Raw genomic sequence first — 15,058 nt, forward strand, 5'->3', positions numbered from 1 at the left:
ACCTGCCCGTCCGGATGGCCGATAACCGACGGAACTCCGGCCGCCGTAGAGGGCGGCCGGAGCTCCGAAAGTGCCGGTCAGAGGTATCAGCGGGTCGCGCGGTTGACGGCGGACACGACCGCCTTGAGCGACGCACGCGTCGTGTTCGCGTCGATGCCGATTCCCCACAGAACCTTGCCGTCGATCGCGCACTCGATGTACGAGGCGGCCTGCGCGGAGGCGCCCTCGCTCATCGTGTGCTCCTGGTAGTCCAACAGGCGTACGTCGACGCCGATGGACTGCAGGGCGTCGAAGAAGGCGGAGATCGGGCCGTTGCCGGTGCCGGACAGGACGGTGTCCTCGCCGTCGACGGTGGCCTCGACGGTCAGCGTGTCGACGCCGTCCGTGTCGGTGGTCGACTGGCCGGTGCGGACCTGGATGCGGCCCCACGCGTTGTCCGGGTTCGGCAGGTACTCGTCCTGGAAGACCGACCAGATGTCGCCCGCCGTGACCTCGCCGCCCTCGGCGTCCGTCTTCGCCTGGATGAGCTTCGAGAACTCGATCTGCATCCGGCGCGGCAGGTCCAGCTTGTGGTCGTTCTTCAGGACATAGGCGATACCGCCCTTGCCGGACTGCGAGTTGACCCGGATGACGGCCTCGTAGGAGCGGCCGACGTCCTTCGGGTCGATCGGCAGGTACGGGACGGCCCACTCGATGTCGTCGACGGTGACGCCCTTGGTCGCGGCGTCGGCCTCCATGGCGTCGAAGCCCTTCTTGATGGCGTCCTGGTGGGAGCCGGAGAAGGACGTGTAGACCAGGTCGCCCACGTACGGGTGGCGCGGGTGGACCTCCATCTGGTTGCAGTACTCCCACGTACGACGGATCTCGTCGATGTCGGAGAAGTCGATCTGCGGGTCGACGCCCTGGGAGAACAGGTTCATGCCCAGGGTGACCAGGTCGACGTTGCCGGTGCGCTCGCCCTGGCCGAACAGGCAGCCCTCGACGCGGTCGGCGCCGGCCATCAGGGCCAGTTCGGCGGCGGCGACGGCCGTGCCGCGGTCGTTGTGCGGGTGGATGGACAGACAGACGTGCTCGCGGCGGGACAGGTTGCGGCCCATCCACTCGAAGCGGTCGGCGTGGGTGGAGGGGGTGGAGCGCTCGACCGTGGCGGGCAGGTTCAGGATGATCTCGCGGCCCGGGCCGGGCTGCCAGACGTCCATGACCGCCTCGCAGACCTCCAGCGCGAAGTCCAGCTCGGTGTCGGTGAAGATCTCGGGGCTGTACTGGTAGCCGAACTCGGTCTCGGGGCCCAGCAGCTTCTCGGCGTACTCCATCACCAGGCGGGTGCCGTCGACGGCGATCTGCTTGATGTCGTCCTTGGAGCCACGGAAGACGACCCGGCGGAAGACCGGGGCGGTGGCGTTGTACAGGTGGACCGTGGCGCGCTTGGCGCCCTTCAGGGACTCCACCGTCCGCTCGATCAGGTCCTCGCGGGCCTGGGTCAGTACGGAGATCGTGACGTCGTCCGGGATCGCGCCCTCTTCCTCGATGATCGAGCGCACGAAGTCGAAGTCGGTCTGGCCGGAGGCCGGGAAGCCGACCTCGATCTCCTTGTAGCCCATCTTGACCAGTTGGTCGAACATCCGGCGCTTGCGCTCGGGCGACATGGGGTCGATCAGGGCCTGGTTGCCGTCGCGCAGATCGGTGGAGAGCCAGCGCGGGGCGGCGGTGATCCGGTTCTGGGGCCAGGAGCGGTCCGAGATGTCGACCTGCTCGTACCGGCCGTACTTGTGGATCGGCATGGAACTGGGCTGCTGGCGGTTCGCCATGATTGCGTGGGCTCCTCTAGAAGTCCGGTGTGTCCGGTGTCCGGAAGGACGGCCGACGACGCAACACCAAGCTCCGCGGGGAGGGAGTCGGCCTTGACTACAGGCCCTCGCCGCGGCAGCTAAGGAGAAGCAGCCCGAAACGCATGATGCTCCGCAGCCTAGCCGAGCCGCGCCGGATACGCGGGTCCGTATCAGTATGCGGGACCCGGCGGGCAAATAGGACAAAAGGTGCGCTATACCACTCGGGAGTGAAGTCAGGGGCCACATGTCCGCGTATTTCACCAATCATGGTTGCGAGTAGTGACAGCGACGTAACGCAGTGCAAGGGTGCCGGGCATGACGACCAACGGGGGCTTTGAGCCCGTCTTCTGCACCATCGTTCCGCCGCACGTCCTCGACAAGCTGGCCCAGCACGAGGACCCCGCGCTCGCCGGACCCGCCCGCCGCACCCTGGAGCGCGACGCCTACGAGCGCACCCACCGCCGGCTGACCACCGTCATCGGCGCGCCCAGCGTCGCCCCGCCCGCCGCCGCGGCGCCCAACCAGCCGCACCGCACCATCTACGACTGCCGGCACCACACGGAGCTGCCCGGCAAGAAGGTCCGCGCCGAGGGCGAGGACCCGGTCAAGGACGTCACCGTCAACCGCGCCCACGACGGTCTCGGCGCCACCTTCGAGCTCTATCTGAACGCCTACCAGCGGGACTCGATCGACGGCAGCGGCCTGCCCCTGGACGCCAGCGTCCACTACGACAAGGAGTACAACAACGCCTTCTGGAACGGCGAGCAGATGGTGTTCGGCGACGGGGACAACGAGATCTTCCTCGACTTCACCATCCCGATCGACGTCATCGGCCACGAGCTGACCCACGGCGTCACCCAGTACACGGCGAACCTCACCTACTTCGGGCAGTCGGGCGCGCTCAACGAGTCGCTCTCCGACGTCTTCGGCTCGCTGATCAAGCAGTACTCGCTGGGCCAGACCGCCGCCGAGGCCGACTGGCTGATCGGCGCGGGCCTGCTCGCCCCGCGCGTCACCGGCACCGCGCTGCGCTCCATGAAGGCCCCGGGCACGGCGTACGACGACGACGTCCTCGGCAAGGACCCGCAGCCCGCGACGATGGACGACTTCGTCCACACCGGCCGGGACAACGGCGGCGTGCACATCAACTCCGGCATCCCCAACCACGCCTTCTACCTGGCCGCCACCGCCCTCGGCGGCAACGCCTGGGAGCGGGCCGGGCAGGTCTGGTACGACGTGCTGACCGGCGGCGAGCTGCAGCAGCGGGCCGTCTTCGCGGACTTCGCCACGCTGACCGTCACGGCGGCGCGGGCCCGCTACGGCGAGGGCGAGGAGCTCCAGGCCGTCCTCAAGGCATGGGAGCAGGTCGGGGTGCGCACGCTCTAGTTCCGTACTAGACAGGGACCCATGCGTATTCAGGTGAGGCGCACGGGTGGATTCGCGGGCATCGAGCGGTACGCCGAGGTGGACACCTCGGGGCGGCCCGATGCCCACGAGTGGCAGGCCCTGGCCGAGAAGGCGGTCGCCGCCGGCCGCAGCACACGGCCCGTCGGAGTGCCGGACGGCTTCGGCTACGAGATCACGGTGGACGGGAAGACCGTGTACGCGGCGGACCCCCGGCTGACCGAGGAGCAGCGGCAGCTGATCTCGCGGGTCCTGAAGGAGGGGGCCTAGCCGCAGCGGGGCAAGGGGCAAGGGGCAAGCAACCAGCAGTTCGCGCCGGGGCGTTGACTTCTGTTACCGCCGGTACGGATGATCCGGGCCATGGCGACGAACCCGATACCTCAGTTCCCGGCCGGCTTCCTGTGGGGCGTCTCGACCTCGGCCCATCAGATCGAGGGGGCGGTGGACGAGCGCGAGCCGTCCGTGTGGGACGCGTTCACGGCCGAGCCGGGGCGAGTGAAGGACGGCTCGACGGCGGCGGTGGCCTGCGACCACTACCACCGCTACCGCGAGGACGTGGCGCTCCTGGCCGGCCTGGGCGTGGACGCGTACCGCTTCTCCGTCTCCTGGCCGCGCGTGAACTCCCCCGGCGGCCTCGACTTCTACGACCGGCTGGTGGACGAGCTGTGCGCGGCCGGCGTCCGCCCCGTCCCGACCCTCTTCCACTGGGACCTGCCGGTGGAGCTGGACTGGCTGGAGCGGGACACGGCGGCACGGTTCGCCGACTACGTGTCGCTGGTCGCGGAGCGCCTCGGCGACCGCGTCACCAAGTGGATCACCCTCAACGAGCCCGCCGAGCACACCCTGCTGGGCCATGCCCTCGGCGCGCACGCCCCGGGCAAGCGGCTCCTCTTCGACGCCCTGCCGGTGGCCCACCACCAGCTGCTGGCCCACGGTCTGGCGGTCCGCGCCCTGCGCGCGGCCGGGGCGAGGGACATCGGCATCGCCAACTCCCACGGCCCGACCTGGCCCGCCTCGCGGGAGCAGGCCGACCTGGAGGCGGCCGGCTTCTACGACCTGCTGCTGAACCGCCTGTTCGCCGAGCCGGTCATCCTGGGTGAATATCCGGACGGGCTGGGCGAGTTGATGCCCGGCGACGTCGAGTCCGACCTGAAGGTCATCGCCGAGCCCGTCGACTGGTACGGCATCAACTACTACGCCCCGACCAGGGTCGGCGCGCCGCAGGGCGCGGACAGCGAGTTCGGCGGACTGACCATCCCGGCCGAACTCCCCTTCTCCGTCCAGGAGATCGAGGGCCGCCCCGTCACCGACTTCGGCTGGCCGGTCGTCCCCGAGGGACTCACGGAGCTGCTGACCGGCTTCAAGGACCGCTACGGCGAACGGCTGCCGCCGGTCGTCATCACCGAGAACGGCTGCTCGTACGAGGGCATCGACGACCAGGACCGGATCGCCTACCTGGACGGCCATGTGCGGGCGCTGCACGAGGCGTTGGAGTCCGGGGTGGACGTCCGCGGCTACTTCGTCTGGTCGCTGCTCGACAACTTCGAGTGGGCGGAGGGGTACGCACGCCGGTTCGGTCTCGTGCACGTGGACTACGGGACGCTGGAGCGGACCCCGAAGGCGTCGTACGGCTGGTTCCAGGAGCTGCTGCGGGCCCAGAGATGACGACGGTGGGTCCGTCGAGCGCGCTGGCCGAGCCGGTCGAGCGGGTCGGCCGGGGCTGGACGGCGGCGCTCTCGCTCGCCAACGGGGCGATCTGGGTGGGCTGGTTCGGCCCGCTGCAGATCCTGCTCGCCTCCCAGGCGAAGGACTTCGCTCCCGGCTCCGGCATGTCCAAGGAGACGATGCTGGCGTGGGTGACCGGCGTCGGCGCGGTCGTCTCGCTGGTCGCCAACCCGCTCTTCGGCGCGCTGTCCGACCGGACGACGGCCTGGTGGGGCCGCCGCACGCCGTGGATCGTGGCCGGGTCGGCGGGCGGCGCGCTGTCGCTGCTGCTGCTCGCCGGCGCGGGCGGCATGGGCACGATGACGCTGGGCTGGTGCCTGGTCCAGCTGACGCTCAACGCGGCCTTCGCGGCGGTGACGGCGGCGGTGCCCGACCAGGTGCCGCGGCTCCAACGCGGTGCGGTGGGCGGCTGGTTGGGCGCGGCCCAGATCCTCGGAGTGGTCGGCGGGACCGGGCTGGCGACGGCGGCGGGCGGCATCGCGGCCGGGTATGCGGCGTGCGCCGTGTTCACGGTGGTGGGCGTGCTGCCGTACGTACTGCGGTACGAGGACCCGCGCCTCGCGCCGCGGGAGAGGCCGCCGTGGTCCTGGCGTACCTTCCTCGCGGGCTTCTGGCTGAGCCCGCGCCGGTACCCCGACCTCGGCTGGGCCTGGCTGACCCGGTTCCTGATCAACCTGAGCAACTCCCTGGTGCTGCTGTACCTCCTGTACTACCTGCGGGACCGGCTTCACCACCACGACCCCGACGAGGGCGTGCTGATCCTGACGGCGGTCAACGGTCTGACCCTGCTGGGGACGGTCGTGGTGGGCGGGGTCTGGTCGGACCGTACGGGGCGGCGCAAGCCGTTCGTGCTCTGGTCCGGGGCGCTGATGGCGGTCGCCACGGCGCTCCTGTCGGCCTGGCAGACCTGGCCGGGGGCGATCGTCGCGGCGGCGGTGCTGGGGATCGGCTTCGGCGTGTTCACCTCGGTCGACTTCGCGTTGATGACGGACGTGCTGCCCAAGGCGACGGACCGGGGCAAGGACCTGGGCGTCATCAACGTGGCCAACGCCCTGCCGCAGGTGGCGGCGCCCGCGCTCGCCGCGCCGATCGTGACGTATCTCGGCGGATACCGGGTGCTCTATCTGGTGGCGGCGGTGATCGGGCTGGTGGGGGCGGGGCTGGTGAGCCGGATACGGGGGGTCGACTGAGAGGCCCTCACATCCGGAACAGCCTTCCCCGCCAGGTCCACCCCGCTCCGAGGACCGTGTCCCGCAGGGGATCCCGCATCTCCCGAGAGTCGAAGCGAAACGTCTCGACCTTGTGCCGGCGGCCGTCTTCACCCCGCTCGTACCTCCACTGGCGGGAGACCGTGGTGGCCGGGCCGCGCCCATGGCTGCGCTCGCCCGACCGCGCCTCCCACTGCTCCTGGAGGGTGCGCACCTCGCGGTCGGCCGGGACGAGGAGCATCCGGGTCCGGAGCCTCAGGCGCAGTTCCGGCACCCGCCACTCCGCCACCAGGTCACCGCCCTCCTTGGCGGTGGCGTGCCGCACGACCCACGGCACATCCGGGCCATTGAGCGCGAGCAGCGCGGCCCGGAGCTCCGTGGACGGCAGCGAAGGCACCCCGCTTTGCGGGTACTTGGTGCCGGTCAGTCTGTCGAAGAGGCCCATGCGGCCAGCCTAGGGGCGGGCCCGGAGCGCCGGATGCCGGGCCCCTGACGTCGTCTCAGGCCGCGTCGGTGTCGGTCGCCGTCAGGACCGCGACCCTGGTGCCGGAGGGGTCGAGGACCGCGAAGGCCAGGTCGGCGGTGTCGTGGTGGAACCAGGGCGTGAACGCCATGAAGCGCAGCCACCGGTGGTCGATGCCGTACCGCACGGCATCCAGGAACGGAACGTCGGCGGGCAGCCCCAGCAGGGCGTAGAGGCTCTCCCACGCGTACAGCCGCGCGTAGGCGCCGCCCTGTGCGCCGCCGTTCACCCCGCCGCCCCGGGCGGCCGAGAACAGCTCGCCCAGTACATCGTCGGGGGTCGTCCGGCAGGCCACGGACCTCCCGGTGCGCGTGCCCTCGTCCGCCAGACTGGCCAGGGGCAGTTCCCGGAGGAAGGAGAAGCCGAAGTCGTCCGGGTCGAGCGGGTGCGGCAGGAGGAAGAAGCGTGCCTCGGGGGTCCGGGACCAGCCACCGGCGGTGAAGGGTCGCGCGGCGGCCCGGGCACGGTCGTCGTCGGGTGCCTGAGCCGCTGTCCGCCCGGCCGCCGCGCCGGACGCCGAGGACGGCACCTCCGGGAAGCGCGTGCGGAGCTGGGCCGACGTCCTGACCGGCCCCAGCCCGCGAACGCGGACGCCGAACCGGTGCTCGATGTCCAACCTGGTCCTGGGCAGCCGGGCCAACGGGTGTCCCAGCTCCCGCAGCCGCTCCGCGTACGCGTCCGGCGCGGGCCGGACACGCCCCGCGCCCAGCAGCGACAACTCACCGAGCAGACAGGCCCGTACCTCGACCTCCGGGTCGACCGGACCGTCGGGCAGCACACCGAACAGGGGCTCCAGATCCCGCGGTTGCTGCGACGTGGCCAGCTTCTCGGCCACCGCGCGCAGCAGGCGGACGCTCGCCCCGTCCCGCTCGCCCGTGAGGGGCAGCAACCGGCCCACGATGTCCGCGGCGAACCGGGCGCACTCCCGCGACCGCGTCGCGGCGAGCACCTCGGCGATCCGCCCGACGGCGCGCACCACCCAGGCGCCCCGGAGCGCGGCACCGGCCGTCCCGCGGCACAGCCGCTCCGCCGCTTCGTACAACTCGGAGGGGCGGTGCTCGGCCAGCCGCACCAGCTCCGGCTCCGGCCGTTCCCAGAGCGGCCGGACTAGAACCCGAGCCGCCGCAGTTGCTTCGGGTCCCGCTGCCAGTCCTTGGCGACCTTCACGTGGAGGTCCAGGAAGACGGGCGTGCCGAGGAGGGCCTCGATGTGCTTGCGGGACTTGATGCCGACCTCCTTCAGGCGCTTGCCCTTGGGGCCGATGATGATGCCCTTCTGGCTGGGGCGCTCGATGTAGAGGTTGGCGTGGATGTCGAGGAGGGGCTTGTCGGCGGGGCGGTCCTCGCGGGGGAGCATCTCCTCGACGACCACCGCGATGGAGTGCGGGAGTTCGTCGCGGACGCCCTCCAGCGCCGCCTCGCGGATCAGTTCCGCGATCATGACCTGCTCGGGCTCGTCCGTGAGGTCGCCCTCGGGGTAGAGCGCCGGGCCCTCCGGCAGCAGCGGGACGAGCAGGTCGGCCAGCAGGCCCACCTGCTTGTCGCCGACCGCGGACACCGGCACGATCTCCGCCCACTCGAAGCCGAGCTCCTTGCCGAGCTGGTCGATCGCGATCAGCTGCTCGGCGAGGGCCTTGGAGTCCACCAGGTCGGTCTTGGTGACGATGGCGATCTTCGGGGTCTTCCGGATCCCGGCCAGCTCCTTGGCGATGAAGCGGTCACCGGGGCCGATCTTCTCGTTCGCCGGGAGGCAGAAGCCGATCACGTCGACCTCGGCCCACGTGGTGCGGACCACGTCGTTGAGGCGCTCGCCGAGCAGGGTGCGCGGCTTGTGCAGACCGGGGGTGTCCACCAGGATCAGCTGGGCGTCGGGCCGGTGCACGATGCCGCGCACCGTGTGCCGCGTCGTCTGCGGCTGGTTCGCGGTGATCGCCACCTTCTGCCCGACCAGTGCGTTCGTGAGGGTGGACTTGCCCGCGTTGGGACGGCCCACGAAGCAGGCGAAGCCGGCGCGGTGGACGGCCTCGGCCGACTGCTCGGATGACTGGGTACGAACGCTCATGGCGCCCATTCTCCCTGATCCACGAAGCCCCGCCGCACCGTGAGGTTCCGGTAACCCGCACGCAACGAAACGTCACGGAAACACACCTGTACGCGACCGGAAACGCGCGCCCAGGAATCTCTGACGAGCCCCCACACCGTTGGAGACGCCCGTGACCTTCGCCGCAGCTCACGCAGACACTGGCGACACCGCCTGGATGCTCGCCGCCACCGCCCTCGTCCTGCTGATGACCCCGGGCCTGGCCCTGTTCTACGGCGGCATGGTCCGCACGAAGAGCGTCCTGAACATGCTGATGATGAGCTTCGTGTCGATCGCCCTGGTCACGGTGGTCTGGCTGGCGGTGGGCTACTCCCTCGCCTTCGGGGGCGACAGCGCGGCGGGCCTGATCGGCGGACTCGACCACGCCGGGATGAGCGGCCTCGGCCCGGACAGCGTCCAGGGCACCGTCCCCACCCTCCTCTTCGCCACCTTCCAGCTCACCTTCGCGATCATCACGGCCGCGCTGATCAGCGGCGCGGTCGCGGACCGGGTGAAATTCGGGGCGTGGCTGGTGTTCGTACCCGTGTGGGCCCTGCTGGTATACGTTCCGGTCGCCCACTGGGTCTGGGGCCCGGGTGGCTGGATCCTCGACCGGCTCGGCGCCCTGGACTTCGCCGGCGGCCTGCCCGTGGAGATCGCCTCCGGCGCCTCCGGACTGGCGTTGTGCCTGGTCATCGGGCCGCGGCTGGGGTTCAAGAAGGACGCCATGCGCCCGCACAACCTGCCGATGGTGATGCTGGGCGCGGGCCTGCTCTGGTTCGGCTGGTTCGGATTCAACGCCGGCTCGGCCCTCGGCGCCAATGGCCTCGCGGCCGCCGCGTTCCTCAACACCCTCGCCGCCGGCTGCACCGGTCTGCTCGGCTGGCTCTTCGTCGAGCAGAAGCGCGACGGGCACCCCACCACCCTGGGCGCGGCCTCCGGCGCGGTGGCCGGTCTGGTGGCCATCACGCCCTCCTGCGGCTCCGTCTCCCTGCTCGGCGCCCTGGTCGTCGGCCTCGCCGCCGGCGTCGTCTGCTCGTACGCCGTGAGCTGGAAGTTCCGGCTGAACTACGACGACTCCCTGGACGTCGTCGGCGTTCACCTGGTCGGCGGCATCATCGGCACCCTTCTGATCGGCCTGTTCGCCGAGAAGGCGATGACCGGCGGCGCGGAGGGCCTCCTCTACGGCGGTGGCGTCACCCAGCTCGGCAAGCAGCTGGTCGCGATCGTGGCCGTGGCGACGTACGCCTTCGGTGTCACGTACGGCATCGGCAAGCTGCTCGACAAGACCCTCGGCCTGCGCGCCGGCGAGGAGCAGGAGCACACCGGACTGGACCTTACGGTGCACGCGGAGACGGCCTACGATCACGGGGTCCTGGGCCACGGCGCCCCGGTCGCCCACTCCCTCGTCCCCACCGCCCAGAAGGTCGACACCCAGGCATGAAGCTCATCACCGCGATCGTCAAGCCGTACCGGCTCGACGAGGTCAAGACAGCCCTCCAGGAGCTCGGCGTGCACGGCCTGACCGTCACCGAGGCCAGCGGGTACGGGCGCCAGCGCGGCCACACCGAGGTGTACCGGGGCGCGGAGTACCGGGTCGACCTGGTGCCCAAGGTCCGGATCGAGGTCGTCGTCGAGGATGCCGCCGCGGAGGACGTCATCGACGCGATCGTCAAGGCCGCGCAGACGGGGAAGATCGGGGACGGGAAGGTGTGGGCCGTGCCCGTCGAGACGGTCGTACGGGTACGGACGGGCGAGCGCGGCCCCGACGCGCTCTGACGAGGAGCGCCCCGCCCACCACCCCGGCGGCGAAGGCCAGCGCCACCACCAGCCACGGCAGCGCGAAGAACGAGGCGCTCGCCGACTCGTGGGTCCCGGTGGCGCGCGCGGTCAGCGTCACGTCCCCCCAGTCGAACTGGGGCGAGCCCCGCCAGGGCTCGGTGAGCCGTACCCGCTGCCCGGGCAGCAGCTCGGAGGGGATCCGGGTCAGCTCGCGGGCCAGGAGCGTACGGCCGAACAGGCCCCGCGCGCGGAGCTCCACCTTCGGGTCGAGGGTGACGTTGCCCGTGTTGTGCAGCGTGTAGGAGATCGTGGCCGTGCTGTCGCCGAGGCCGGGGACGAGCGGCTGGTGGTGGCTGAGGTGCACGTTCTCGACGGAGATCGCGGGCAGCGTGGGCCCGCTCACCCGGAGGTAGAGCCGGGCGCCGACGGCCCGCCGCACCCCGAGCGCGAGGGAACCGGTGCCGGGGTCGACCCGCTCGTCGAGCGCCACGATCGCACCCGGATGGTCGCCCGGTTCGGCGCCCCGCGGGACGTGCAGGGTGAAGGGCACGGTGACCGTCCTGTGGCCCGGCACGGTGACCTTGGACTTCGCGGGCTTCGCCCACGCCCCGACGCCCCGCATCCGCTCCTTGACCGTCCGCACGGCGAAGCCTCCGTCGCGCGCGGTGTTGTAGGCGTCGGCCGCGTAGAGGCGGAAGGACAGCGGCTTCGCGGTCTTGTTGGCGACGACCACCTTGTCGGTGATCGTCTGCCCGGGGTCGGCGGAGAGGTAGAAGTAGGGCCGGGCCGCGACCTGGGAGGAGACGGGGTAGACGGACCAGCTGCCGTTGTCGGCGGCTCGTGCGGGCAGGGCTGTGACGCCGAGGACCCCGAGGAACAGGCTGACGAGGCACAGGAGGAGGACGTACGGCTTGCGCATGGGTGCGGACCCCCCACGGGCGGAGTCGGGACGGCGGGTCGGGCGGGTGCGGCCCCGGTGCGGTCGGGCGCCCGGCCACCGAGCGAGGGTGGATCAGGTGAGCGTCAGGGTGAGGACGCCGGAGTACGAGCCCGGAGGCGTGAACGCCGGTACGTCCAGCGACAGTCCGGCGTCCACGGTGAACTCACCGCCGGTGAGCGTGGAGTCGGGGGTCGACGCCAGGGTCGCTCCCGAACCGCCCACCGCTCCCGCGGAACCGGCCTTGCAGGTGCTCGGGCTGCCCGCCTTGGTGACGCAGGCGGGGGTCCAGCTCAGCTTGCCGGCGTCGATCTTGGCGCCGGGGCCGGTGAAGTCGGTGACCTTGCCGGTCAGGGACCAGCCTGCGGGCCCGCCGCGGAAGTCCTTGACCGTCACCGTCTTCAGGGTGCCCGTGGAGGCGCCGCCCTTGCCGAAGTCGACCGCCGACAGCGCGACGGCGTCCCCGGCCTGGGACATGGACAGCGTCCCCGCCTTGACGGTGGTGGTCAGCTTCTGACTGCCGTCGGGCACGGGCGTGGTGTCGTTCACGACGTAGGCGGCCGGGCCGGCCCCCTTGTCCGGGTTCCATGAGCCGCCCTCGTACGCCACGATCCCGGTCGTCGTCTTGTCGTTGACGGTGATCGTGCCGCTGAAGGAGCCCTGGGCGTTCGCGGTCGCGGTCGCCTTGTCCGCCGTCAGGGTGTCACCGGAGCGGCCGGCCAGGGTGACCGTGGCGCCCGGCGTGAAGTTGCTGCCGCTGACGGTGACGCCGGCACCGGGGTTCCCGGAGGCCGAACTCAGCGAGATGGCCCGGGTGTTGGTGGGCGTGCCGGAGGTCGCCGTGACGGTCTCCGACACCGGGGCGGGCGGTGTGATGACCGTGCAGGGGGTGTCCAGCTCCAGGATGTAGCTGGTGTGGATGTTGTAGTCGCCGGGCGAGAGGGTGATCGCGCCGGGCGTGGTGACGGTGAACGTCCCGGTCATGGAGAAGGACGGGAAGGTGCCCTTGCCCGGCACCGGGGTGTTCTTCTTCGGACCGGCGACCGTGACGGAACCGGTCTGCGCCCCGCCGAGGGTGACCTTGCCGGTCGGGGTCATGATGTCGGCCGGCAGGGCGATGTCGGTGGGGTTGCTGGCGGCGGGCGTGACCACCGTGTAGGTCACGGTGACGGTGTCGCCGACCTTGGGGCTGGTGTTGTCCACCGAGACGCTCGCGGTGGTGGTGCCGTCGATCGGCGGAATGCCCGCGACGGCCGGCGGAATGCAATGCGTGCCGAAGTCCACGTTCGTGCCCGCGGCGCCGGCCGGGCAGGCCAACGCGCCGCCCGCGGTGACCGCGAGCGCGGTCGCGCCGAGCAGTGCTGCCCAGCGCCACCGACGGTCTCTTCGGGGTGTCTCACCCATGGGCCCCCTCCTGAGGGATGTGGGCGCAGCGGCTCGGCTGCGCCGACAGGGGGCCATTGATGTGCAGGTCCCGTGAGAAGTCAATGGAGATGCCGCAGAAAGCTGACGGTTCATCAGTTTCTGCGGCATCCGGAACGGATCGCTCAGTCGAAGACGAACGGACCCGGCGACTGGTTCGCCGTGGCCGTGCAGGTGATCGTGATGCCGAAGACGGTCATCTGCAGCGAACCGCCGTGCGCCTCCAGGCTGTCACCGGAGGCCACGGTGCCGCTGAGCGGGCCGACGCTGACGGGGCTCCCGGCCGCCATGGCCGGGTTCTTCTTCCCGCTGAAGACGGTGGTGCCGCCGCTCGCCTTCACCAGGGTGAGCTTGGACGTGATCGAGTCGGCCGACACGGCGAGCGGTGCGGTGACCGCGCTGGACGTGAGGGTGATGGTGGCCGAGGTGCCGCTCTGGGTGGCGGTGAGCGTGGCCGCACCGCCGCCGAAGACACCGCAGTCCGCGGTGATGGTCGCCGACTGGGGGGTGACGGCGACCGCGGTGGGTGCGAACGCGAGGCCGGTGACCGCGAGGGCCCCGACCGTCACTGCCGCACCGGTTCCTAAGCGCTTGCCTCTCATGGGGAATCCGGCTCCCTTCCCGTGCGGGAATGCCATGTGGGGATGGACGGGACGCCTGTCTCAGGTGGGTGCGGGCACACTGAGAGGCTCGGACCTGACGGTCCGTCGGAACTTACGCTCCCATTGATGCGCGAGAGGCAAGCGACGGCAAGGATGAATTCCGGACTACTCCGGTCCGGCGTCGGACGGCCCGCTCCGGTACGGGAGTCAGCCGGCCTGGACCGTGGTCCTCACCGTGCCGTCCGGCCCCGCCACCAGCACCGGCGTCCCGGCACCGCCGAGGTCCCGGACGGCGGCCAGGTCCGTCGCGGAAGCGGCCTCCGCTTCCGTGACGAGGGCCGCCGCCTCCAGCGACTTCGCCCCGGACGCCACCGCCATCGCCACCGCCGTCTGCAGGGCGGAGAGCTTCAGGGAGTCGAGGGCGACGGTCCCAGCGACATACGTCCGGCCGGTCTCGTCCCGTACGGCCGCGCCCTCGGGCACGGCGTTGCGGGCCCGGGCCGAACGGGCCAGGGTGACGATCTTGCGGTCCTCGGGGTCAAGCGCGTTGCTGTCGGTCATGAGGCGAGCATACGAAGGCGGGCGCCGCTCACCCCGCCACGGGGTACAACGCCCCGCGCCTGCCCTCCGGAGAGGCCAGCCACTCCAGCTTCGCGGCGGTGTTCGCCTCGTCCAGCGGGGTGTGCAGCACGATCGCCAGGTCGGGCCGGGCCGGCACCTTCATCAGCGTCGACTCGACGACCAGCAGCCCGACCACGGGATGGTCGAGCTCCTTGCGGATCTGGCCCGCGTCCTCGATGTCCCGCTGCTCCCACAGCGCGCCGAACTCCTCGCTGGCGTCCCGCACTTCGGCGAGCACCGCCTGGAACCCCTCGTCGTCGGGGCGCGCGGCACAGGCCGCCCGGAACTGCGCCACGACCGTCCGGGCGTTGCCCTCCCAGCTCTTGCTGCGGGACCGGTACAACGGGTCGGTGAAGAAGTCGACCAGGCAGTTCTGCGTGATGTCGGGCCGCATGCCGAGCACCATCGCCGCGGCGTCGTTGTACATCACGCAGTTGTAGTACAGGTCCATGATGTGCGCCGGATACGGCATCCAGGTGTCGATCACCCGCCGCAGCCCGTCGCACATGTCCCGCTTCTCCGCGGCGACTTCGGGCGCCGGCGGGTTCAGCCCGGCCAGCGCGTACAGGTGCCGGCGCTCGGCGTCGCTGAGCCGCAGCACGCGCGCGACGGCGTCCAGGACCTGCGGGGAGACGGAGATGTCCCGCCCCTGCTCCAGCCACTGGTACCAGGAGGCGCCCACCCCGGCGAGCACGGCGACCTCCTCGCGGCGCAGTCCGGGCGTGCGCCGCCGGACGCCGCCGACCGGCAGCCCCGCCTCGGCCGGGCTCACCCGGGCCCGCCGGCTCATCAGGAACTCCCGCAGCTCGCGCCGCCGATGACTCTTCAGCGCGGCGCTCTTGAACGCGTCCTCGGGCACGTACGGATCCCCCTCGTACTGTCTGGTGGTGCCACCACCACCATAAGTTCCGACTCCCCACGATTGT

At 71.2% G+C, this 15,058-nt stretch carries 15 protein-coding genes; 6 read left to right on the forward strand and 9 right to left on the reverse strand.

Annotation, left to right across the window (positions count from 1 at the left end):
* Window positions 1–86: 86 nt before the first annotated feature.
* A complete protein-coding gene (gene leuA / locus IPZ69_RS04075; RefSeq protein WP_235452266.1) occupies window positions 87–1,808 on the reverse strand; it encodes a 2-isopropylmalate synthase in 1,722 nt (573 codons plus the stop codon).
* A gap of 336 nt (window positions 1,809–2,144) precedes the next feature.
* On the opposite strand from leuA, the gene IPZ69_RS04080 reads away from it, so the two are divergent.
* The 4 genes from IPZ69_RS04080 (at window position 2,145) to IPZ69_RS04095 (ending at window position 6,148) form a co-directional block, all read left to right on the forward strand.
* Window positions 2,145–3,215, forward strand: coding sequence for a M4 family metallopeptidase (locus tag IPZ69_RS04080; protein ID WP_235452267.1), 1,071 nt, complete (start codon window positions 2,145–2,147; stop codon window positions 3,213–3,215).
* A gap of 21 nt (window positions 3,216–3,236) precedes the next feature.
* Window positions 3,237–3,503, forward strand: coding sequence for a protealysin inhibitor emfourin (locus tag IPZ69_RS04085; RefSeq protein ID WP_235452269.1), 267 nt, complete (start codon window positions 3,237–3,239; stop codon window positions 3,501–3,503).
* 78 nt (window positions 3,504–3,581) lie between these two features.
* The gene (locus IPZ69_RS04090) at window positions 3,582–4,898 is read left to right on the forward strand and encodes a GH1 family beta-glucosidase (protein ID WP_235452271.1); all 1,317 of its coding nucleotides are present in this window, start codon (window positions 3,582–3,584) and stop codon (window positions 4,896–4,898) included.
* Window positions 4,895–6,148: an MFS transporter gene (locus tag IPZ69_RS04095; protein WP_235452273.1), complete on the forward strand. Its 1,254-nt coding sequence runs from the start codon at window positions 4,895–4,897 to the stop codon at window positions 6,146–6,148. Before IPZ69_RS04090 ends, IPZ69_RS04095 begins: the two co-directional genes overlap by 4 nt.
* A 7-nt stretch (window positions 6,149–6,155) precedes the next feature.
* Here IPZ69_RS04095 and IPZ69_RS04100 read toward each other — a convergent pair whose 3' ends face one another.
* Genes IPZ69_RS04100 through era form a run of 3 tightly spaced genes read right to left on the reverse strand, consistent with a single transcriptional unit; the run spans window position 6,156 to window position 8,759 of the window.
* Window positions 6,156–6,611 (reverse strand): hypothetical protein, encoded by a 456-nt coding sequence (locus IPZ69_RS04100; protein WP_235452274.1) that lies wholly within the window; start codon window positions 6,609–6,611, stop codon window positions 6,156–6,158.
* A 55-nt stretch (window positions 6,612–6,666) separates the two neighbouring features.
* On the reverse strand, window positions 6,667–7,761 hold the full coding sequence (locus tag IPZ69_RS04105; protein WP_235452275.1) for a DUF6183 family protein: 1,095 nt from the start codon (window positions 7,759–7,761) through the stop codon (window positions 6,667–6,669).
* A 35-nt stretch (window positions 7,762–7,796) separates the two neighbouring features.
* A complete protein-coding gene (era, locus tag IPZ69_RS04110) occupies window positions 7,797–8,759 on the reverse strand; it encodes a GTPase Era (RefSeq protein WP_235452277.1) in 963 nt (320 codons plus the stop codon).
* Window positions 8,760–8,901: 142 nt separating this feature from the next.
* On the opposite strand from era, the gene IPZ69_RS04115 reads away from it, so the two are divergent.
* Both IPZ69_RS04115 and IPZ69_RS04120 read left to right on the forward strand, forming a co-directional pair.
* On the forward strand, window positions 8,902–10,212 hold the full coding sequence (locus IPZ69_RS04115; protein WP_308407423.1) for an ammonium transporter: 1,311 nt from the start codon (window positions 8,902–8,904) through the stop codon (window positions 10,210–10,212).
* Window positions 10,209–10,547, forward strand: a complete 339-nt coding sequence (locus IPZ69_RS04120; RefSeq protein WP_235452279.1) for a P-II family nitrogen regulator — start codon at window positions 10,209–10,211, stop codon at window positions 10,545–10,547. The genes IPZ69_RS04115 and IPZ69_RS04120 overlap by 4 nt, the downstream gene beginning before the upstream one ends.
* Here IPZ69_RS04120 and IPZ69_RS04125 read toward each other — a convergent pair.
* The 5 genes from IPZ69_RS04125 to IPZ69_RS04145 all read right to left on the reverse strand — a co-directional run bounded on the left by IPZ69_RS04125 (window position 10,441) and on the right by IPZ69_RS04145 (window position 14,922).
* Window positions 10,441–11,469: a WxL protein peptidoglycan domain-containing protein gene (locus IPZ69_RS04125; protein ID WP_235452280.1), complete on the reverse strand. Its 1,029-nt coding sequence runs from the start codon at window positions 11,467–11,469 to the stop codon at window positions 10,441–10,443. The genes IPZ69_RS04120 and IPZ69_RS04125 overlap by 107 nt on opposite strands.
* Before the next feature lie 93 nt (window positions 11,470–11,562).
* On the reverse strand, window positions 11,563–12,891 hold the full coding sequence (locus tag IPZ69_RS04130) for a beta-xylosidase (RefSeq protein WP_235452282.1): 1,329 nt from the start codon (window positions 12,889–12,891) through the stop codon (window positions 11,563–11,565).
* Between the two features lie 143 nt (window positions 12,892–13,034).
* Complete coding sequence (locus IPZ69_RS04135) at window positions 13,035–13,511, reverse strand: hypothetical protein (RefSeq protein ID WP_235452283.1); 477 nt, start codon at window positions 13,509–13,511, stop codon at window positions 13,035–13,037.
* Between the two features lie 207 nt (window positions 13,512–13,718).
* Complete coding sequence (locus tag IPZ69_RS04140) at window positions 13,719–14,072, reverse strand: cytidine deaminase (RefSeq protein WP_235452285.1); 354 nt, start codon at window positions 14,070–14,072, stop codon at window positions 13,719–13,721.
* A gap of 28 nt (window positions 14,073–14,100) precedes the next feature.
* Complete coding sequence (locus IPZ69_RS04145) at window positions 14,101–14,922, reverse strand: helix-turn-helix transcriptional regulator (RefSeq protein ID WP_235452330.1); 822 nt, start codon at window positions 14,920–14,922, stop codon at window positions 14,101–14,103.
* Window positions 14,923–15,058 lie beyond the last annotated feature (136 nt).

The sequence above is a fragment of the Streptomyces olivochromogenes genome, from assembly GCF_021538895.1.
In the GTDB taxonomy this organism is placed as follows: domain Bacteria; phylum Actinomycetota; class Actinomycetes; order Streptomycetales; family Streptomycetaceae; genus Streptomyces; species Streptomyces olivochromogenes_A.